The sequence below is a fragment of the Bradyrhizobium sp. CCBAU 21365 genome, assembly GCF_015291305.1.
In the GTDB taxonomy this organism is placed as follows: domain Bacteria; phylum Pseudomonadota; class Alphaproteobacteria; order Rhizobiales; family Xanthobacteraceae; genus Bradyrhizobium; species Bradyrhizobium elkanii.
Genome location: NZ_CP030036.1, coordinates 5,659,379 through 5,678,348 on the forward strand (window position 1 = coordinate 5,659,379; position 18,970 = coordinate 5,678,348).

18 protein-coding genes and 1 pseudogene are annotated in these 18,970 nt (G+C 65.0%); 6 read left to right on the forward strand and 13 right to left on the reverse strand.

Annotation, left to right across the window (positions count from 1 at the left end; genetic code table 11):
• The first annotated feature begins 338 nt into the window (after nucleotides 1-338).
• Nucleotides 339-548: a hypothetical protein gene (locus tag XI02_RS26535; RefSeq protein WP_018272118.1), complete on the forward strand. Its 210-nt coding sequence runs from the start codon at nucleotides 339-341 to the stop codon at nucleotides 546-548.
• Nucleotides 549-700: 152 nt separating this feature from the next.
• Here XI02_RS26535 and XI02_RS26540 read toward each other — a convergent pair whose 3' ends face one another.
• From XI02_RS26540 to XI02_RS26550, 3 genes are all read right to left on the reverse strand, one after another.
• Nucleotides 701-1,003 (reverse strand): hypothetical protein, encoded by a 303-nt coding sequence (locus XI02_RS26540; RefSeq protein ID WP_026192891.1) that lies wholly within the window; start codon nucleotides 1,001-1,003, stop codon nucleotides 701-703.
• An 88-nt stretch (nucleotides 1,004-1,091) separates the two neighbouring features.
• Nucleotides 1,092-2,306 carry an amidohydrolase family protein gene (locus XI02_RS26545; RefSeq protein ID WP_018272121.1) on the reverse strand — a complete coding sequence of 405 codons (1,215 nt, stop codon included), beginning with the start codon at nucleotides 2,304-2,306 and terminating at the stop codon, nucleotides 1,092-1,094.
• Between the two features lie 108 nt (nucleotides 2,307-2,414).
• Nucleotides 2,415-3,701: an RluA family pseudouridine synthase gene (locus XI02_RS26550; protein ID WP_026192892.1), complete on the reverse strand. Its 1,287-nt coding sequence runs from the start codon at nucleotides 3,699-3,701 to the stop codon at nucleotides 2,415-2,417.
• A gap of 128 nt (nucleotides 3,702-3,829) precedes the next feature.
• Here XI02_RS26550 and XI02_RS26555 point away from each other — a divergent pair, with 128 nt between their 5' ends.
• Complete coding sequence (locus tag XI02_RS26555) at nucleotides 3,830-4,783, forward strand: alpha/beta hydrolase (RefSeq protein WP_041482665.1); 954 nt, start codon at nucleotides 3,830-3,832, stop codon at nucleotides 4,781-4,783.
• 214 nt (nucleotides 4,784-4,997) lie between these two features.
• On the opposite strand, the gene XI02_RS26560 is transcribed toward XI02_RS26555, so the two are convergent.
• Complete coding sequence (locus XI02_RS26560) at nucleotides 4,998-6,332, reverse strand: replication-associated recombination protein A (RefSeq protein WP_016843778.1); 1,335 nt, start codon at nucleotides 6,330-6,332, stop codon at nucleotides 4,998-5,000.
• Between the two features lie 19 nt (nucleotides 6,333-6,351).
• Nucleotides 6,352-7,710, reverse strand: a complete 1,359-nt coding sequence (locus XI02_RS26565; protein WP_018272124.1) for a DegQ family serine endoprotease — start codon at nucleotides 7,708-7,710, stop codon at nucleotides 6,352-6,354.
• A 341-nt stretch (nucleotides 7,711-8,051) separates the two neighbouring features.
• On the opposite strand from XI02_RS26565, the gene XI02_RS26570 reads away from it, so the two are divergent.
• The gene (locus XI02_RS26570) at nucleotides 8,052-9,650 is read left to right on the forward strand and encodes an OprO/OprP family phosphate-selective porin (RefSeq protein WP_016843776.1); all 1,599 of its coding nucleotides are present in this window, start codon (nucleotides 8,052-8,054) and stop codon (nucleotides 9,648-9,650) included.
• Nucleotides 9,651-9,805: 155 nt separating this feature from the next.
• On the opposite strand, the gene XI02_RS26575 is transcribed toward XI02_RS26570, so the two are convergent.
• On the reverse strand, nucleotides 9,806-10,186 hold the full coding sequence (locus tag XI02_RS26575) for a helix-turn-helix domain-containing protein (protein ID WP_016843775.1): 381 nt from the start codon (nucleotides 10,184-10,186) through the stop codon (nucleotides 9,806-9,808).
• Nucleotides 10,187-10,305: 119 nt separating this feature from the next.
• Here XI02_RS26575 and XI02_RS26580 point away from each other — a divergent pair, with 119 nt between their 5' ends.
• From XI02_RS26580 to XI02_RS26590, 3 genes are all read left to right on the forward strand, one after another.
• Nucleotides 10,306-11,319 carry a zinc-binding alcohol dehydrogenase family protein gene (locus tag XI02_RS26580; protein ID WP_018272125.1) on the forward strand — a complete coding sequence of 338 codons (1,014 nt, stop codon included), beginning with the start codon at nucleotides 10,306-10,308 and terminating at the stop codon, nucleotides 11,317-11,319.
• A 191-nt stretch (nucleotides 11,320-11,510) separates the two neighbouring features.
• The gene (locus tag XI02_RS26585) at nucleotides 11,511-12,590 is read left to right on the forward strand and encodes a phosphotransferase (RefSeq protein WP_016843772.1); all 1,080 of its coding nucleotides are present in this window, start codon (nucleotides 11,511-11,513) and stop codon (nucleotides 12,588-12,590) included.
• Between the two features lie 63 nt (nucleotides 12,591-12,653).
• Nucleotides 12,654-13,781 (forward strand): hypothetical protein, encoded by a 1,128-nt coding sequence (locus tag XI02_RS26590; RefSeq protein ID WP_018272126.1) that lies wholly within the window; start codon nucleotides 12,654-12,656, stop codon nucleotides 13,779-13,781.
• A 127-nt stretch (nucleotides 13,782-13,908) separates the two neighbouring features.
• Here XI02_RS26590 and XI02_RS26595 read toward each other — a convergent pair.
• The 7 genes and pseudogenes from XI02_RS26595 to XI02_RS26625 all read right to left on the reverse strand — a co-directional run bounded on the left by XI02_RS26595 (nucleotide 13,909) and on the right by XI02_RS26625 (nucleotide 18,942).
• Nucleotides 13,909-14,213: pseudogene (locus tag XI02_RS26595) on the reverse strand (DUF1330 domain-containing protein).
• A gap of 6 nt (nucleotides 14,214-14,219) precedes the next feature.
• Complete coding sequence (locus tag XI02_RS26600; RefSeq protein WP_018272128.1) at nucleotides 14,220-15,014, reverse strand: SDR family NAD(P)-dependent oxidoreductase; 795 nt, start codon at nucleotides 15,012-15,014, stop codon at nucleotides 14,220-14,222.
• Nucleotides 15,015-15,305: 291 nt separating this feature from the next.
• The gene (gene rplQ / locus XI02_RS26605) at nucleotides 15,306-15,722 is read right to left on the reverse strand and encodes a 50S ribosomal protein L17 (RefSeq protein ID WP_016843769.1); all 417 of its coding nucleotides are present in this window, start codon (nucleotides 15,720-15,722) and stop codon (nucleotides 15,306-15,308) included.
• A 122-nt stretch (nucleotides 15,723-15,844) separates the two neighbouring features.
• Nucleotides 15,845-16,876 carry a DNA-directed RNA polymerase subunit alpha gene (locus tag XI02_RS26610; RefSeq protein ID WP_035631062.1) on the reverse strand — a complete coding sequence of 344 codons (1,032 nt, stop codon included), beginning with the start codon at nucleotides 16,874-16,876 and terminating at the stop codon, nucleotides 15,845-15,847.
• Nucleotides 16,877-16,995: 119 nt separating this feature from the next.
• On the reverse strand, nucleotides 16,996-17,385 hold the full coding sequence (gene rpsK / locus XI02_RS26615) for a 30S ribosomal protein S11 (RefSeq protein ID WP_006021048.1): 390 nt from the start codon (nucleotides 17,383-17,385) through the stop codon (nucleotides 16,996-16,998).
• A gap of 114 nt (nucleotides 17,386-17,499) precedes the next feature.
• Nucleotides 17,500-17,868 carry a 30S ribosomal protein S13 gene (gene rpsM, locus XI02_RS26620; RefSeq protein ID WP_016843766.1) on the reverse strand — a complete coding sequence of 123 codons (369 nt, stop codon included), beginning with the start codon at nucleotides 17,866-17,868 and terminating at the stop codon, nucleotides 17,500-17,502.
• A 189-nt stretch (nucleotides 17,869-18,057) separates the two neighbouring features.
• A complete protein-coding gene (locus tag XI02_RS26625; RefSeq protein ID WP_026192895.1) occupies nucleotides 18,058-18,942 on the reverse strand; it encodes an adenylate kinase in 885 nt (294 codons plus the stop codon).
• Between the last annotated feature and the right edge of the window lie 28 nt (nucleotides 18,943-18,970).

Sequence of the window (18,970 nt, forward strand, 5' to 3'; positions counted from 1 at the left end):
ATCCGCTCCCACAGCCTTTGCAATGCTTGCGTTGGTCCAGAACACTTTACGACAAATGCGCTAAACGCATTGCATGTCGCGGAATTGCAGCGCCGTTGCGCGATGCGACACTCGATATAGCCATGCGACGTTTCGGCGCGGCTAGGTAAGCAAGATTGTCCAATCGCCCGCGCGACGCAATTGAATCAAAAATGAAGTCATCAGCAACGAGCGATTTCCATCGTAGGCCTGCGAGAGTACGATTGTCGTATGCGGGTGTGAGCCCGCTGCTTGGTCCAAGCAGCACCGGCCAGCGGCGATGGTGGAATGACCGCATCACTTGCAGAGTGAGGTTAATCATGGTGGCGCGCACAAGCGACGGACAGCTTCTGCTGGTAAAGAAGCTGGGTGGGCTCATCGCTATCGTTGTTGGCTGCTTGCTGACAGCAGTCGGTGTGACATTCGAATCGACAAGCACAATTGTCGTCGGTGTCCTGCTTCTTGTGCTCGGGGCGGCCCTGCTCACGCTCAAGATCATGAGACGCAATCAAAGTGGTCCGTTTGGATAGCCAAACAGATTCGCACGCTCGACTCGTCATACCCGGGCTTGTCCCGGGCATCCACGTCTGCGTTTCATGCAAAGAAAGACGTGGATGGCCGGGACAAGCCCGGCCATGACGGTGCAGAAAAATCAGTTCTTTCCAAGTGCGATTACCCTGCCCTAATCCCGGTGGTTGGCGCAGGATCGCGAATAGGCGGCGCGCTCGGCCTGGTTCAGGCCGGCGGCGGCAGCCTCGTCGAGGCAGCGGCTGACGCGGTCACCGAACGAACTGCGCGGCCGCGAACGCAGGCTCGGCTGCGTCGGTGCATCCATCCTCGGGATGGCCGGCACCTCGATCCGCGGCGGCGGCGGAGGCTGGGGCACCGGCGGGTCCCACATCGAGCGGCCGGGCGGAGGGAATTGCGCGCTCGCCGCACTCATGGCGCAGAGCAAAACGCCGCCGATAATCAAGGATCGTTTCATCAGCTATATGTCGTGACGCGGCAGCAACGCTTCAAGTGAACGCACCATGCGTCGACGCTGCCCCCGAGATGCGAGTTCCCCGCCCTCGTCACGGCTTCTGGTAGATCACGTGACCGGCACGGATGGTGGCGCTCACTTTCGCGAAATTGCCGACGTCGCCGAGCGGATCGCCGTCGAGCACCACGAGATCGGCGTCGAAGCCCTGCTCCACCCGTCCCTTCCTCGCGGCCTTGAAGAACCCTGCCGGATTGGTCGTCATCGAGGCCAGCACCTGCCGCTCCGACAACACGCGGTGCATCAGCTGAAATTCCTGCGTGGTGTCGTACAGCGTGGTGAAGCCGACATCGGTGCCGAACAGCACCGTGCCGCCATTCTCCGAAAACTGCTTGAGCTGGTTGACGGTCGAAGCCACCAGACGGTTGGTGACGTTCGGATCGAGCACCACGGTGGTGAACAGCGACAGTGTGGGAACGAGCGCAGTCCCCTGCGCCTTGAACCGCGCCAGCTGATCCCCGGTGTAGCTGGGTTCGCCGGGTGTGGTGTGCGCGAGCACGTCGACGCCGGCCTGGATCACCGTTTCGACGCCGACCTTGTTCTGCGGATGCGCGAACACCGGCCGGCCCTGCGCATGCGCCACATCGACGGCTGCCTTCGCAATCGCCGGGTCCATGTTGACGACGGGCTTGTCGCCCATGAAGGCGCCGGTGAACAGCTTGATGCCGTCCTCACCCATAGCCAGCCAGTCGCGCGCCCATTTCGTGGCCTCCTCGGGCGTTGCGACTTCCGGAAGCTGCACTTCGCGCGGGATGTAGACGGGGTGCCCGCCCTTCGGGAAGATGTTGCCGGCAAACAGGATGTTGGGGCCGGCGACTTCGCCCGCGGCGATGCGCTTGCGCAGCGGCAAGGTGTCGCTCGGATCGGAGCCGAGATCCCAGACCGTCGTAAAGCCCCAGCGCGTCAGCATCTCCTGCATGTGCTGCGTCAGCGCCGCGGCCGGCGCTGCGCCGGAGTTGCGCCAGACATTCTGCGTGAAATGGACATGGCTGTTCCAGAAGCCGGCGACGATGGTCTTGCCGCTGCAATCGATCACGCGGGCATCCGGCGGCGCCTGGATGTCGCCGGACTTGCCGACCGCGCTGATGATGCCGTCGGTCATCACGATCACCGCATCCGGCAGCGCTTCCGCATCGGCCGATGCGTAGAGCGTGCCGCCGCGGAGCACGATGGTCTCGGCCTGCGCCGTCACCGCGGCGACAGCCGACCCAATCAGGAAAAGCGTGACGCGCAGCCAGGTGCCGATCATGGAGAGTCTCCGTTGCAGGCCGGCATAGGCCGGCGCGCGAGGATAGCCGCAAAGCGCAGAGCCGTTTGATCGTTCTTGCTGTCCGCGCCGGATAGCGGCGCCCGACCGTCACTCCTCGGGCGCGTTCTCGATCGGGTCGAAGCGGTCGGCCTCGAGCCCGAGCAGATTCCAGGATTGCAGCATGTGCGGCGGCAGCGGCGCGGTGGCATCGATCACGCCGCCCCTCGGGTGCGGAATCACGATACGGCGGGCGAGCAGATGCAGCCGGTTTTGCAGGCCGCCGGGCAGCTGCCAGTTCTCCTTGTTGAAGTATTTCGGGTCACCCACGATCGCGTGATCGATATGCGCCATATGGGCGCGCAATTGATGGGTGCGGCCGGTCACCGGTTTGAGCGACACCCAGGCGAGCTTGGTCGCCGAGGTCTCGACCACGGCATAATAGGTCACCGCGTGGCTCGCGCCCTCGTCTCCATGCTCGGCGATCCGCATGATGCTGTCCTCCTCGCTCTCCTCCTTGGCGAGATAGGTCGAGATGCGGCCCTGTTTCGGCTTCGGCACGCCGGCGACCAGCGCCCAGTAGATCTTGCGCGCGGAGCGATGGCGGAATGCGCCGGTGAGATGCGTGGCGGCGAAACGCGTCTTGGCGACCAGGAGGCAGCCCGAGGTCTCGCGGTCGAGCCGATGCACCAGCCGCGGCTTCTGCCCCTTGGCATCGCGCATCACCTCGAGCATCTGGTCGACATGGCGCGTCATGCCGGAGCCGCCCTGCACGGCGAGACCGGCCGGCTTGTTCAGCACCAGCACGTCGTCGTCTTCGTAGAGCGTCATGTCCTTCAGCGCCTGCAGCGTCTTCGCCTCGGCCTCGGAGAGCGCGCCGGCCGTCTTCGGCGTGTCGAGCCGCAGCGGCGGAATCCGCACGCTCTGGCCCTCCTCGAGCCGGTCCTTGGAATCGGCACGCTTGCCGTTGACCCTGAGCTCGCCCTTCCGGACGATGCGCTGGATATGGGAGAACGAGAGGCCCGGAAACCGCGCTTCGAGGAAACGGTCGACGCGCATGCCGTTCTCGTCGGCGGTGACGACAACGGTCTGCACCTTGGTTGGCAATGGCTGCTCGGCCGCGGCAGTTTTCGACATGGCGGGCTCGGCCCGCTCCTGCCGGTCGCGGCGCGGCTCGGCAAAGCGCGGCGGCTTTCCGGCCGCGCGGTGCGCGAACGGACGGTCGCCGGACTTGCGCTCACCGGACTTGCGGTCACCGGATTTGCGCTCGTCCGGCTTGCGGCTGCGCTGCGCCGATCCGCTCTTGCCACGATCGCCGGCGCGGTCCCGGTCGCGGCCCTTGTCGCGCCCTTTGGCGCGGTCGCCCGGCGATGTGGTTCTCTTGATGCGGCGGCTCATGGTGATTTTTCGGCTCCAGACCTGCATTGTGCCTAGCGCAAATGCCGCGAATCGTCACGGCGAAATCGGTGTGAATCCGGTGCGGCATCGGCCATGTCGAATACGGCAATCGACGGGGGGGGCCTGGAATGAGACTGGCGATATCGGCTTTGGCGGCGGCCCTGATGCTCGCGGCCCCGGCGCTCGCCCAGCAAAGCCCGATGCCCGAAGCCGCGATGCCGGAAGATCTGGCCTGGAAGCTCCTGGAACTCGGCCGCGTCATCGACCCGCCCAAGACCGCTGCGCTCTACGCGCCGCTGCAACAGAAGGAGCCCTATCAGGGCGTCAAGGTCGGGCGCGACGTCAAATACGGCCCCGCCGACCGGCATCTGCTCGACGTGTTCACGCCGGAGACGACGGCGCCGGGGCGAGCCGTGCTGATCTACATCCATGGCGGCGGCCTCATTGCCGGCCACAAGCGCGCCCCCGGCAGCCCGTTCTACGACAACATCATGCTGTGGGCGGTGAAGAACGGCTTCGTCGGCGTCAATGCCACCTACCGCCTGGCGCCGGCCTTTCCGTGGCCGGCAGGCGCGGAGGACATGGGCGCGATCGTGCAGTGGGTTTCGGAAAACATCGCCTCCCGCGGCGGCGAGCCGAAGCGCATCTTCCTGATGGGCCAATCGGCCGGCGCGATCCATGTCGCGAGCTATGTCTCCCATGGCGAATTCCACAAGGTGAAGGGCGGCGGCCTCGCCGGCGCGATCATGGTGTCGGGCATCTATGATCTGACGGCCTCGCCGGCCGGCGACGCCGAGCTCGCCTATTACGGCTCGGACCCCTCGCGCTATGCCGAGCGCTCCTCGCTGCAAGGCCTGGTCACGAGCCCGATCCCGTTCCTGATCACCGCGGCCGAGCTCGATCCGCCGCGCTTCGTCGAGCAGTTCGAGCTCATGAAGCAGGCCAGCTGCAAGCGGCCGAGCGGCTGCGCCCGCAGCTTCATGCTGCCGCAGCACAGCCACATGTCGGAGGTCTATGCGATCAACACGCCGGACACGCGGCTGACGGACGAGATTTTGGAGTTCGTGAAAAGCGTCAAGTGATCGCTAGAGCAATATGAAGTTATTGGCGGGCGGGCGTTGCCAAAATGTCGAAAACAACCCCATGCAAAGGAGCCGGCGGCGATCAGCGTGGCACCAAGCAACTTGACACGTCGGGCAACTCAGGGATATATTTCTAGTATTCCGAACTTGTGCAAGTGTACCTCGCCCCCGCAGACAGGACCGGAACGCGCGTCATTCGCGGCCGCAGCCTAATCTAGCTCCCGCCCCGCTCCTTGCGCAGCCGCGCCCAGTAATCCAGCCGTTTGCGGATCTCGCGCTCGAAGCCGCGGTCGGGCGGATCGTAGAAGGTCTGGCGGCCCAGCGCTTCCGGGAAATAGTCCTGGCCGGAGAATGCGTCCGGCATGTCGTGATCATATTGATAGCCGGAGCCGTAGCCCTCCGACTTCATCAGCTTGGTCGGCGAATTCAAAATGTGCTTCGGCGGTAGCAGCGAGCCGCCCTGCTTCGCGGTCTGCATCGCTGCGCCGAACGCGGTGTAGACCGCGTTGGATTTCGGCGCGGTGGCGAGATAGACCACGGCCTGCGCGATCGCGAGCTCGCCTTCGGGCGAGCCCAGGAAATCGTAGGCCTCCTTGGCGGCGTTGCAGACCGCCAGCGCCTGCGGATCCGCAAGGCCGATATCCTCGACCGCCATCCGCACCACACGCCGCGCCAGGAACAGCGGATCCTCGCCGGCATCGAACATGCGCGCGAGATAGTACAACGCCGCGTCCGGATCGGAGCCGCGCACCGACTTGTGCAGCGCCGAGATCAGATTGTAATGGCCGTCGGCCGACTTGTCGTAGATCGGCGCGCGGCGCTGCAGGATGGCCTGCAACTGCTCGGCGTTGAACACCTCGCCCTTGCGGGCGGCGCGCCAGACCTCTTCGGCCAATGTCAGCGAGGCGCGGCCGTCGCCATCGGCCATCCGCACCAGCACGGCGCGGGCTTCCGCATCGAGCGGCAGCTGCTTGCCCTCGATCTTCTCGGCATTGGCAAACAGCTTCTCGATCGCCGCCGTATCGAGCGAGTGAAACACCAGCACGCGGGCGCGCGACAAAAGCGCCGCGTTGAGCTCGAACGATGGATTCTCCGTGGTGGCGCCGACCAGCACCACCGTGCCGTCCTCCATCACGGGCAGGAAGGAATCCTGCTGCGCGCGGTTGAAACGATGCACCTCGTCGACGAACAGCAGCGTGCCCTTGCCGGTCTCGCGGCGGGCACGCGCGGCATCGAACGCCTTCTTGAGATCGGCGACGCCGGAGAACACCGCGGAGATCTGCTCGAAATGCAGCTCGGTGGCGTCGGCCAGAAGCCGCGCCACGGTGGTCTTGCCGGTGCCCGGCGGTCCCCAGAACACCAGCGAGCCCAGCGTGCGCGTCTCCAGCATCCGCGTCAGCGCGCCGTCGGGGCCGAGGATGTGATCCTGGCCGACGACATCGGCCAGCGTGCGCGGACGCAGCCGGTCCGGCAGCGGGTGCGGCGCGTCCTGCTCCATCCCCGCCGCTGCGAACAGGTTGCCGGCCTCGCGCGGTTGCTTCGGGCTCACTTGCGGTTCACCTTGGGGCTCATCCGCCGAGCGTCACGTTGATCTGCTGGCCGCCGCGCACCAGCGTGATGCGCCAGATCCGCGACCCCGTCTTCGAAGCCTTCTCGAGGTCGCCGGTCCGCGCGATCTTCTCGTTGTTGACCGCGATGATGATGTCGCCCTTCTGGAAGCCGACATTGGCGGCGGTGCCGTCATCGGCGAGCTCGGTCACCACGACGCCCTCGGCGCCGGCGTCGAGATGCAGCTCATCGGCCAGCGCCGGCGAGATATTGGCGACCCTGGCGCCTTGGAACGGCGAGCGCGCGGTCAGCACGATCTCGTCGCGATTGGTATCGGGCGCGGTCTCCAGCGGCACGGTGAGCTTCACCGGCTTGCCGGCGCGCTGCACCTCGATCTCCGCGTTGCCGCCGAGCGGACGGGTCGCGAAGCGGTAGTCGAACGCGTTGGGATCGTCGATCGGCGTGCCGTCGATCCCGACGATCAGGTCGGAGAGCTTGAGCCCGGCCTTCGCCGCAGGACTGTTCGGCGCGACATTGGCGACCAGCGCGCCGCTCGGCAGCTTCAGCCCCAGCGTCTCCGCGATCTCCGGCGTCACCGCCTGCAGCCGCGCGCCGAGCCACGGCCGCTTCACATTCTTGCCGCCGCTCTTGGCGGAGGCCACCACCACGCGCACCATGTTGGCGGGGATCGCGAAGCCGATGCCCTGCGAGCCGCCGGAGCGCGAGAAGATCGCGGTGTTGATGCCGGCGAGCCGGCCGCTCATGTCGACCAGCGCGCCGCCCGAATTGCCGGGATTGATCGCCGCGTCGGTCTGAATGAAGAATTGATAATCCGTGATCCCGACTTGAGTGCGCGCCAGGGCCGAGATGATGCCGTGCGTCACGGTCTGGCCGACGCCGAACGGATTGCCGATCGCCAGCACGACGTCGCCGACCAGCAATTGGTCGGAATTGGCGAAGTCGAGCGTCGCGAATTTTTCCTTGTTGGTGTTCTTCAGCCGCAGCACCGCAAGGTCGGTACGGCTGTCCTTCAGCACGATCTCCGCCTCGTATTCGCGCTTGTCGGCGAGCGAGACCTTCACCTGGTCGGCGCCCTCGATCACGTGATTGTTTGTGACCACAAGCCCGGAGCCGTCGACCATCACGCCGGAGCCGAGCGAGCGCTGCATCTGCTCGGGCTGCTGTCCCGGCACGCCGAAGAACCGGCGAAAAATCGGATCGTCCAGGAAGGGATTGCGGTTCTGCACGGTCTTGGCGGCGTAGACATTGACCACCGCCGGCTGCACCCGCTGCACGATCGGCGCATAGGACAATTGCAGCTCGGCCTGCGAGGACGGCACGCGGCGGTCCTGGGCCGCGGCTGCGGAAAGATTCCCCATGAAGGCCAAGGTGCACAGAGCGGATACGGCAGCAAAACGGACAGGTCGGAGCATTCTCACCTCTCGTGGAAACGCCGGAATATAGGCGTGTTCGCCGGGCAATTGAAGGGCGCCCGGCTGGATAACTGGCCCCCCGCCGGACCGGTGCACAACCCGCGGCAGCCACGTTGAAGCGCGCCGCCAAGCTTCTATGATGGCTGTCATCTCACTGCGCCGCTCCGCTTGTTGCCTGCGGACCACAAGCGGAACTGCGATGCCCGGAAGCACTGTCGTGCATCAGTCACGATACGCTCCTAGGACCGTTCAGTGAGTGGGGACTTCAAACACAACAGGGGTGCACAATGGGTGCGACAAAAGTTGGTGCCATCGCCATCGGCCTGGCCGGGGCGCTCGCCGCCTCGCCGGCCTATTCACAATCGGCCGGAGGCGGCAGCGATGCGGAGATCGCGCTGCTGAAGCAGCAGCTGAAGATGCTCGAGCAGAAGCTCGACAGACTGCAGAAGCAGACCAACGCCAATACCGCAACCGCGGCCAGCGCAAACGCCAATGCGAAGGCGGCGGACGCCAAGGCAGCGCGGGTGGCGAGCGCCAACGCCGCGATCCCGGTGAAGGGCCCGGTCGCGCCATCCGGCGTCGTGGTGACGATGCCGAACAACCGGCCGACCATCTGCACCGCGGACGAACAGAACTGCGTTGCGATCACGAGCCGCGTGCACTGGGATGTCGGCGGCTACGACTATCGTCCGAACACCGCAGGCACCTCGCCGCAGAAGCTCGACAGCGGCGAGAACGTCCGCCGCGCGCGCATCGGCATCGTCGGCAAATTCTTCGGCGACTGGAATTACTCGCTGATCTACGACTTCGGCGGCTCGTCCGACGGTTTCGGCGGCGCGGCGCCGGGATCGCTGCCCGGCGGCGGCACCTCCGGCATCGAGAACGCGTATCTGAGCTACACCGGCTTCAAGCCGTTCGGCGGCAAGATGGCGATCGAAGGCGGCATCATGGACGTGCCGTGGACGCTCGACGAAGCGACCAGCTCCAACGACATCCTGTTCATGGAGCGCGCCTCGGTCGGCATCATCGCACAGAATATCGCCGCCGGCGACTTCCGTTCGGCGGCCGGCACCCGCTGGTGGAACGACCAGTTCTGGATCGGCGGCTATGTCACCGGACCGACGTCGGGCGCCATCCACTCCGCGTCCTCGACCTCGCCGGCCGGCACGTCCGAGCAGTATGGCGGCGTCATCCGTGTCGCCGGCAATCCGATCAGCGGCAAGAACTATTCGGTGCATATCGGCGCCGATGCGGAATGGCTGGTGCAGCCGCCGCGCAACCAGCTGACGCAGGCGCAGACGCTCACGCTCAGCGACCGGCCCGAGCTGCGCATCGATCCGACGACGCTGATCTCGACCGGTGCGATCGCCAATGTCTCCGGCGCGCAGGTGTACGGCGTCGAGGCGGCCGCGACCTATGGTCCGTTCATCGCGCAGGGCGAATATTACTGGTTCAATGTCGATCGCTCCGCGAACACCGGATTGCCGCCGTTCGGCGCGCCGAGCCTGAAGTTCGACGGCGGCTACGCGCAGGTCGGCTACGTGCTGACCGGCGAGAACCATGCCTACAATCCGGCGACGGCCTCCTATAGCGGGATCAAGCCGCATGATCCGTTCTCGCTCGCCGGCGGCGGCTGGGGCGCCTGGGAAATCGCCGGCCGCGTCAGCACGATGGACCTCAACGATCAGATCGCGCAGGCGGTCGGCATCGCGGGTGGACGGCAGACCGTCTACACCGCCGCGCTGAACTGGTACGTCAACAACAACGTCCGCTTCATGCTGAACTATCTGCACGGCGATATCGCCAAGCAGGCCTCGGCGACCTCGACCGCGGACGTCGGCTCGAAGTTCGACGCGGTCGCGCTGCGCACGCAGGTTGCGTTCTGAGGCGACGTACCTCTCCCCAACGGGGAGAGGTCGAATTGCGAAGCAATTCGGGTGAGGGGCGCCGCTTCCTCGGTGGAGCGTAATCCCTCACCCGGATCGCATCTTGCGATGCGATCCGACCTCTCCCTCCGGGAGAGGTGAAGCGCGAACGCCCATCAGGCCGCGCGCTTCGACTTCTTCACAATGACCTCCGGCGCCGGCGCGCAGGACAGCCGCTCCTGATGGCCCTCGCCCCAGGCTTTCAGAATATCGATCACCGGGCGCAGGCTCTCGCCGAGTTCGGAAAGCGTGTATTCGACCCGCGGCGGCACCTCGGCATAGACCTTGCGGATCACGAGGCCATCGTCCTCGAGCGCGCGCAGCTGCTTGGTCAGCATGCGCTGGGTGATGCCGGGCATCCGCTTCCGCAGCTCGCCGAAGCGCTGGGTGCCGGCCTGCAAATGATACAGGATCACGCCTTTCCATTTGCCGTCGATCAGGTCGAGCGCCGCCTCGACCGCGCAGCCCGGCCGGCGCGCGAAATTCTTCCGTTTCATGCAATATTTTCCCAATAGTATACAAACAGGGACTAGTTCCCTGTTTTTACAGTACTTGCCAAATGGACGCCAGCGCGACAGGTAAGACGGCAAGCAATCGCCCACCACGGAGACCAGGCATGAAGGCCGTCGGATACCAAAAATCGCTGCCGATCGAGGCGGTGGATTCGCTCGTCGATTTCGAGATCGCCAAGCCCGAGCCGAAGGGGCGCGACATCCGCGTCGCGGTGAAGGCCATCTCGGCCAATCCGGTCGACTACAAGGTGCGCAAGCGCGCGGCGCCGACCGACGGCGGCTACAAGATCCTCGGCTTCGACGCGGCCGGCGTGGTCGACGCGGTCGGGCCCGAGGTCTCGCTCTTCAAGCCCGGCGACGAGGTGTTCTACGCGGGCTCGATCCTGCGCCAGGGTACCAATTCGGAATTTCATCTGGTCGACGAACGCATCGTCGGCAACAAGCCGGCGTCGCTGTCCTTCGCGCAGGCCGCCGCCCTGCCCCTGACCTCGATCACCGCGTGGGAGCTGCTGTTCGACCGGCTCGGCGCGGTGCCGGGCAAGAGCCTCGACCCGCGCACGCTGCTGATCACCGGCGGCGCCGGCGGTGTCGGCTCGATCCTGATCCAGCTTGCGCGCCGCCTCACCGGGCTCACCGTGGTCGCGACCGCAACGCGGCCGGAGTCGCAAAAGTGGTGCCGCGATCTCGGCGCCCATGCGGTGATCGACCACTCGCAGCCGATGAAGGAGCAGATCGAAAAACTGAAGCTGCCGCCGGTCGGCCTCGTCGCCAGCCTCACCTTCACCGACCAGCACTACAAGTCGATCGCCGACTTCATCGCGCCGCAGGGCAAGTTCGGCCTGATCGACGATCCGCCGGAGTTCAACGTCGCCGCGTTCAAGGGCAAGGCGGTGTCGGTGCACTGGGAATCGATGTTCACGCGCTCCTCGTTCCAGACGCCTGACATGATCGCGCAGCATCATCTGCTCAACGATGTCGCCGACCTGATCGACAAGGGCGTGCTGCGCACCACGCTCGACCAGACCTTCGGCACCATCAACGCCGCCAACCTCAAGCGCGCACACGCTCTGCTGGAAAGCGGCAAGTCGCGCGGCAAGATCGTGCTGGAAGGCTGGTAAGGCTCCTCACGTCTGCTTCCTCATGCCCGGGCAACATCCCGGGCATGATATCCCCACAGGCCGGCGGGTGGCTTTTGCCAAAGCCACGGCATCGCCTGTATGATTTGCGCAACGATCACCCCGTCCTCAATCCGGCTGACGCGAGACGCAGCCGGAGCGGTGGTGACGCCCACGGGGATGGGAGGAAACCGATGAATTTGCTCACGGCCGATCCGTCGCGGATCGATCCGGAGTGGATGACGCGGGCGCTGCGTGAAGCCGGTGTGATCGACCAGGTCAGGGTCGTCGATCTCGCGTGTAAGCCGGTCGGCAATGGCCTCGTTGGCGACAGCTATCGATTTCGCCTGACCTATGACGGCGATGAGCCGAACATGCCCGCGAGCGTGGTCGGCAAATTCCCGGCCGCGGATCCCGACAGCCGCCGCTCCGGTTCCGCGCACACGCTTTACGTCCGCGAGGTCGCATTCTATCGCGAGCTGGCCGCCACCGTCGCCATTCACACGCCGCGGCCGATTCTCGCCGAAATCGATCCGGCGACCGACGACTTCACGCTGATTCTGGAAGACCTGGCGCCGGCGCGCGCTGGTGATCAGCTCGCCGGATGCCTGATCGCGGACTGCCTGACAGCGATGCGTGAGGCCGCCGCGTTGCATGCGCCGCGATGGAGCGACCCGACGCTCGACGCGGTGCCGTGCTTCGTGGTGGCCGCAGGCCGGCGCAGAGACCTTCGCGCGGTGCTGCCCGGCATCATCGGTCACTACAAGGAGCGATATCGCGGCGTGATCGAGCCGGAATTCCTTGGTCTGATCGACCGGCTTCCGGACGCGCTATTGCGCTACCAGTCCGATCGATCGGCGCCGCGAACCCTCCAGCATGCCGATTTCCGGCTCGACAACATGCTGTTCGACGTCCGCGGCAATAGCCATCCGATGGCGACGCTGGACTGGCAGACGCTGACGGTGGGTCCAGGTATCGTCGACGTCGCCTATTTCCTGTCGGCGGGCATCGACCCGATCGAACGGCGGCTTCATGAAGCCGACCTGGTGCGGTTCTATCATTCGGAACTGATCCGGCGCGGCGTGCGGGACTATGACTGGGATCGTTGCTGGCGGGATTACCGGCGGTACACGCTGCATGGCATCATGATGGGCGTGGTCTCCGCCCTCAGCGTGCAGCGCTCGGAGCGCGGCGACGCGCTGTTCCTGAAAATGACCCGCGGCGCCTGCGCGCAAGCACTGGATCACAACAGCTTCTCATACTGGCAGGACTGAAGCGGCTTCGAGCGAAATCGGTTCGCATGCGGAAAGCGCGTCAGGACAGCGAAAGGGATCGGCGTGCTCAACAAACTGGACGACTTCCCCATCCACCAGACGCCGGAGCCGATCGCGGTTCCCTCGACCAGCGACCGCAATGTCTATGACCGGACCTGGTTCAACGGCTACACCGCCGACGGCGCGTATTATTTCGGGATCGGCATTGCGATCTACCCGCACCGCAAGATCCTCGATTGCGCCTTCAGCGTCGTGGAACGCGGTGGGCGGCAGCACTGCTTTTACGGTTCGCGGCGGGCCCCGATCGAGCGCACCGAGATGCAGGTCGGTCCGTTCCGGCTCGAGGTCATCGAACCGATGCTGCGGACCCGGGTGGTGCTCGACGACAATGCGACGGGCCTCGCCTGCGACCTGACCTTCTCCGCGCGCACCGCGGCGATCCAGGAAGCGCGCCAGACGCTTTGGTCGGGCGATCGCCGCGCGATGGATTCGACCCGGTTCGACCAGTTCGGTCGCTGGAGCGGCGTCATCAGCCACCCCGATGGCGGGATCAAGGTCGACGATCGCACCTGCTACGGCACCAAGGATCGCTCCTGGGGCGTGCGCAATGTCGGCGAACGCGACGTCGGAGGCGCGCCGATGCCGCCGCCGAGCGTGTTCTTCCTCTGGGCGCCGCTGGTCTGGGACGACCACATCTCGCACGCGATCTTCTTCGACGGGACGCAGGGCGAGGCGCTGGTCCGCGAGGGCATCACCGCGCCGCTCTACCGAAGCGAGGCCGAGATCCCCGGCGTGATCGACGGCCTCGACCGCCGCATGGCGACTGCGCGGCATCGCGTCAAATACGTGCCGAACACCCGGCTCGCGCAGTCAGCTGAAATCGACCTCGTCGATATCGACGGCCACACCACGACCATCGCGCTCGACCCGATCCTCAAATTCCAGATGAAGGGCCTCGGCTACGGCCATCCGCAATGGGGCCAGGGCATGTGGAAGGGCGAGCTCGAGACCGGCGGCGAGTCGTTCGATCCATCGACGCTCGACCCGCTGGCCCGCGAGAATGTGCACGTCCAGCAGGTGGTCCGCGCCCGTCAGGGCGGCCAGACCGGAATTGGCGTGCTGGAGCAGATTTGCTTCGGTCCCTACCGTCCCGCAGGCTTCAGCGAATTCCTGGACGGCGCGAAGGGATAGCTAAAGCATGATCCGGAAGAGTGCGAAGCGGTTTTCCCTCGCGACAAACGCGGACGCGTTTGCGCGGAGATCATGCTCAAATAAAGAGCTAAGGCGCGATGACGATTCAGCCCAATCACATCGCGCTTTAGATCGGCGGCACGCCCTCGACGAACAGCAGGCGTCGCTCCAGCGCGGTTGCGCGAAGCTTCAACGCTTCGGCGTATTCCGCTGACGCGTACCATTCGCGCAGGCGCGCCATGGTCGGAAATTCGACGATAACGATCGCGTTCGGTGGTGGGCCACCCTCCACCACCTCGACTGTGCCGCCGCGCACGACGTAGCGCCCGCCATCCCGCCATATTGTACGATGGTGTTCGCCGCCAGCGTGCGATAGGCCTCGAACGCCGCGGCGTCGCGCATCTCGACCTCGGAGATCACATAGGCGGGCACGCGGCTTCACGCGATGGTGTTGACGATGCCGCCTTCGGCACGCAGCGCGGCGCCGTTGGTCGCCGAGGCCTGTTTGGAGCAGGCATAGACCACGAGATTGGCGATCTCCTCGGTGCTGGCGAAGCGCTGCAGCAGCGAGGTCGGCCGGTGCTGCTTGACGAAGTTGGATGCCGCCTCCTCGACCGACTGACCGTTCTGCTTGGCGAGATCCTTGACGAAGGTCTCGACACCCTCGGACATGGTCGGCCCGGGCAGCACCGAGTTGACGGTGACGGCGGTGCCCTTGGTCAGCTCGGCGAGCCCGCGCGCAATCGCAAGCTGCGCGGTCTTGGTCATGCCGTAGTGAATCATCTCGGTCGGGATGTTGAGGCCCGACTCGGAGGAAATGAAGACGATGCGGCCCCAGTTGCGCTTCAGCATGCCCTGCATGTAGCCGCGCGACAGCCGGACGCCCGACATCACGTTGACCTCGTAGAAGCGGCTCCAGTCCTCGTCGGGAATGTCAAAGAACGGCTTCGGCTCGAAGATGCCGGCATTGTTGACGAGGATGTCGACGTCCGGCAGCGCCGCGAGCAGCGCCTTGCAGCCCGCCGCGGTCGAGACGTCGGCGGCAATGCCGCGGACCTTTGCGCCGGGTACGGCCTTCCCGATCGCGGCAACCGCGGCATCGACCTTGGCCTGGCCGCGGCCGTTGACCACGACCTCGGCGCCGGTCTCGGCAAGCCCCTTTGCGATGGCGTTGCCGATGCCCGCGGTCGAGCCGGTCACCAGTGCAGTCTTTCCGGAAAGGTCGATTTTCATCTGTCATCTCCATTGATGTCGATGAGATATCGGGCGTGGCACGCAGCGCCGCAATTGCATCTCACCGATGCGTGAGGAAGCAGAACACACCTCGTCGTCCTGGCGAAAGCCAGGACCCATTACCACCGCTGGTGATTATGAGAAGGACTTGAGCCCCAGCGTCGCGCAACAATTTAGATTTGGGGTAGTGGGTCCTGGCTTTCGCCAGGACGACGTCCGGGATGGAGCGTGGCCACCAAATAAAAACGGCGCCCGAAGGCGCCGTTTTCGAAACCTGGCTCTAAGCGAGGCTTACGCCGCCTCAGCTTCCTTGTCCTGCGCCGGACCGGAGTCCTGGCCCTTGGCGTCGACGTCGCGGTCGACGAACTCGATCACGGCCATCGCCGCGTTATCGCCGTAGCGGAAGCCGGCCTTGATGATGCGGGTGTAGCCGCCCTGGCGGTCCTTGTAGCGGGTCGCCAGCGTATCGAACAGCTTCTTGACCTGGTCGACGTCGCGCAGCTCCGAGATCGCCTGGCGGCGCAGGGCGAGGCCGCCCTTCTTGCCGAGGGTGACGAGCTTCTCGACGATCGGCCGCAGCTCCTTGGCCTTCGGCAGCGTGGTGACGATCTGCTCGTGCTTGATCAGCGCGGCCGCCATGTTCGCGAACATCGCACGCCGGTGCTCGGCGGTGCGGTTGAGCTTCCGATGAACCTTGCCGTGACGCATTGACTTCTTCCTTCTTCAATCTGCCGCGGTGGTTCAGCGACAAGTTTTGCAGGTGGGCATCCTGCGTTCGCCCATTAAAAAATCGTGGCCGGAGATTCTCCGGCCACGACGGTGAAATCGGATCAGTAGTGATCCTCGAAGCGCTTGGCGAGCTCGTCGATGTTCTCCGGCGGCCAGCCCGGCACTTCCATGCCGAGGTGCAGACCCATCTGGGCCAGCACTTCCTTGATCTCGTTCAGCGACTTGCGGCCGAAGTTCGGGGTGCGGAGCATTTCCGCTTCCGACTTCTGCACGAGGTCGCCGATGTAGACGATGTTGTCGTTCTTCAGGCAGTTTGCCGAACGCACCGACAGCTCGAGCTCGTCGACCTTCTTGAGGAACGCCGGGTTGAACGCGAGATCGGGGATGATCTCCTGCGTAACTTCCTTGCGCGGCTCTTCGAAGTTAACGAACACGTTGAGCTGATCCTGCAGGATGCGCGCGGCATAGGCCACCGCGTCCTCCGGCGTGATCGCGCCGTTGGTCTCGATCGTCATGGTCAGCTTGTCGTAGTCGAGGATCTGGCCCTCACGGGTGTTCTCGACCTTGTAGGACACCTTGCGGACCGGCGAGAACAGGCTGTCGACCGGGATCAGGCCGATCGGCGCATCCTCGGGACGGTTGCGCTCGGCGGCGACATAGCCCTTGCCGGTCGTGACCGTGAACTCCATGCGGATCTCGGCGCCGTCGTCCAGCGTGCAGAGCTGCAGGTCGGGGTTGAGCACGGTGACGTCGCCGACGGTCTGGATGTCGCCGGCGGTGACGGCGCCCGGACCCTGCTTCTTCACGACCATGCGCTTTGGGCCTTCGCCCTGCATCTTGATCGAGATGTCCTTGATGTTGAGGACGATGTCGGTGACGTCTTCACGGACACCCGCGATCGAGGAGAACTCGTGGAGCACGCCGTCGATATGCACCGACTGCACCGCCGCGCCCTGCAGCGAGGACAGCAGGATGCGGCGCAGCGCGTTGCCGAGCGTCTGGCCGAAGCCACGCTCGAGCGGCTCGGCGACCACGGTGGCGAACCGGCTCGCGTCCGAGCCCGGCGTCACCTGCAGCTTGTTCGGTCGAATGAGTTCTTGCCAATTTTTCTGGATCGTCACTGTTTCACCCATTTGCCGGTCACAGGGCCAAATCGACTGGCCGAACCCGGCGTTGGAGATCGCGGATCAGTCCGCGCGGTCAATTCCAAAAACCATCGCAGGGCGGCCAGAGGCCGCCCGCGACTTACAGATCAAACGCGCCGACGCTTGCGCGGACGGCAGCCATTGTGCGGGATCGTGGTCACGTCGCGGATCGAGGTGACGGTGAAGCCCGCAGCCTGCAGCGCGCGGAGCGCCGACTCACGGCCCGAACCCGGGCCGGCCACTTCAACCTCCAGCGTGCGCATGCCGTGTTCCTGCGCCTTCTTGGAGACGTCTTCGGCCGCGACCTGCGCGGCATAGGGGGTCGACTTGCGCGAGCCCTTGAAGCCCATGGTGCCGGCCGACGACCAGGCGATGGTGTTGCCCTGCGCGTCGGTGATGGTGATGGTCGTGTTGTTGAACGACGAATTCACGTGCGCGATGCCGGAGGCGATGTTCTTGCGTTCGCGGCGGCGTACGCGGGTGGCTTCCTTGCCCATTTCAAACCTTTCCTGTGATCTCGACGCCGCCGTAGTGCCAGCGGCTACACCTCAAAACGCAAATGGCGAGTAGCGAATTTCCATTCGCTACTCCCCACCTGCAATTCGCAAAACTTACTTCTTCTTGCCGGCGATCGCCTTGGCCGGCCCCTTGCGCGTGCGCGCATTGGTGTGGGTGCGCTGGCCGCGCACCGGCAGACCGCGGCGATGACGCAGGCCGCGGTAGCAGCCGAGGTCCATCAACCGCTTGATGTTGATGCCGACCTCACGACGGAGGTCGCCCTCGACCAGATAGTCGCGGTCGATCACTTCGCGGATCTGCAGGACCTCCTGGTCGGTCAGCTGGTTGACGCGACGGTCCACCGGGATCTTGACCTTCTCCATGATGTCGGCAGCGTTCTTCTGGCCGATGCCATGGATGTACTGAAGCGCGATCAGGACGCGCTTGTTGGTAGGAATGTTGACGCCGGCAATACGGGCCACGGACTTCTCTCCTGTCGCCGATCCATCACGGATACGGGCTTCTCAAGTTCTTGCTCTCTCGGGCTTGTGTCCACAAACGCGAACACGACGCCCTCCCCTCATGTCCTTCGGGGCCCGGCATCGTCATAAAACTATCCAACTTGGATGCGGGGCTTATTAAAGGATTCATGTCGGTTTCGTCAACCGCTCCTAGCGTTTAGCTCGCTTTTTCGTGAGCTTTTTTGCCGCCTTTTTGGCGGTCTTTGCTCCCTTGCGGGCTTTCGCGGCGCCGGCGGCCTTCTTTACCGCCTTCTTCGCGGCTTTCTTCACGACTTTCTTGGCCGCTTTGGCCTTGGAGGGCGCCTTGGCAGCCTTCCGGGCCGATTTGGCGGCCTTTTTGGCTGGTTTAGCTGCCTTCTTGGCCGGCTTCTTGCTGGCCTTCACGGCCGCCTTGGCGGCCTTTTTAGCCGCCTTGGGAGCGTGATCCTCGTGATCCTTCGGTTCCAGCGCGCCGAGCGCGGTCAGGATCCGGTTGATCTCGCGGGTGACGTGCTCGATGGTCATCATGCCATCGACCGTCAGGAGCTTCCGCCGCTCCGAATAATAGTGAATCAGCGGCTCCGTCAGCGAACGGTACTGCGCCAGGCGCTTGGTCAGCACTTCCGGCGTGTCGTCGAGGCGAACTTCCTCGCCGCGCGCGCGGGTTTCCTCGGCACGCTTCTCAACGCGGGCGAGCAGCGCGCTCTCGTTGACGCGGAGCTCAACCACCGCGTCGAGCTTGAGGTGTTTTTTCCGGAGCAGATCGTCGAGCGCCTCGGCCTGCGGCACGGTGCGCGGGAAGCCGTCGAGAATGAAGCCCTTCTTGGCATCGGGCTCCTCGATCCGGTCGGCGATGATTCCCACCACGACCTCGTCGGGAACCAGGCCGCCATTGGCCATGATCTCCTTGGCCTGCAAGCCGACCGGCGTGCCCGCGGCAACCGCAGCGCGCAGCATCTCACCGGTCGAGAGCTGGACGATGCCGTGCCTGTGCACCAGCCGCTGCGCCTGGGTTCCCTTGCCCGAGCCCGGCGGCCCCAAAAGGATCAATCTCATATCTGTTTCGCCCCCCGGCTAGGTGGGC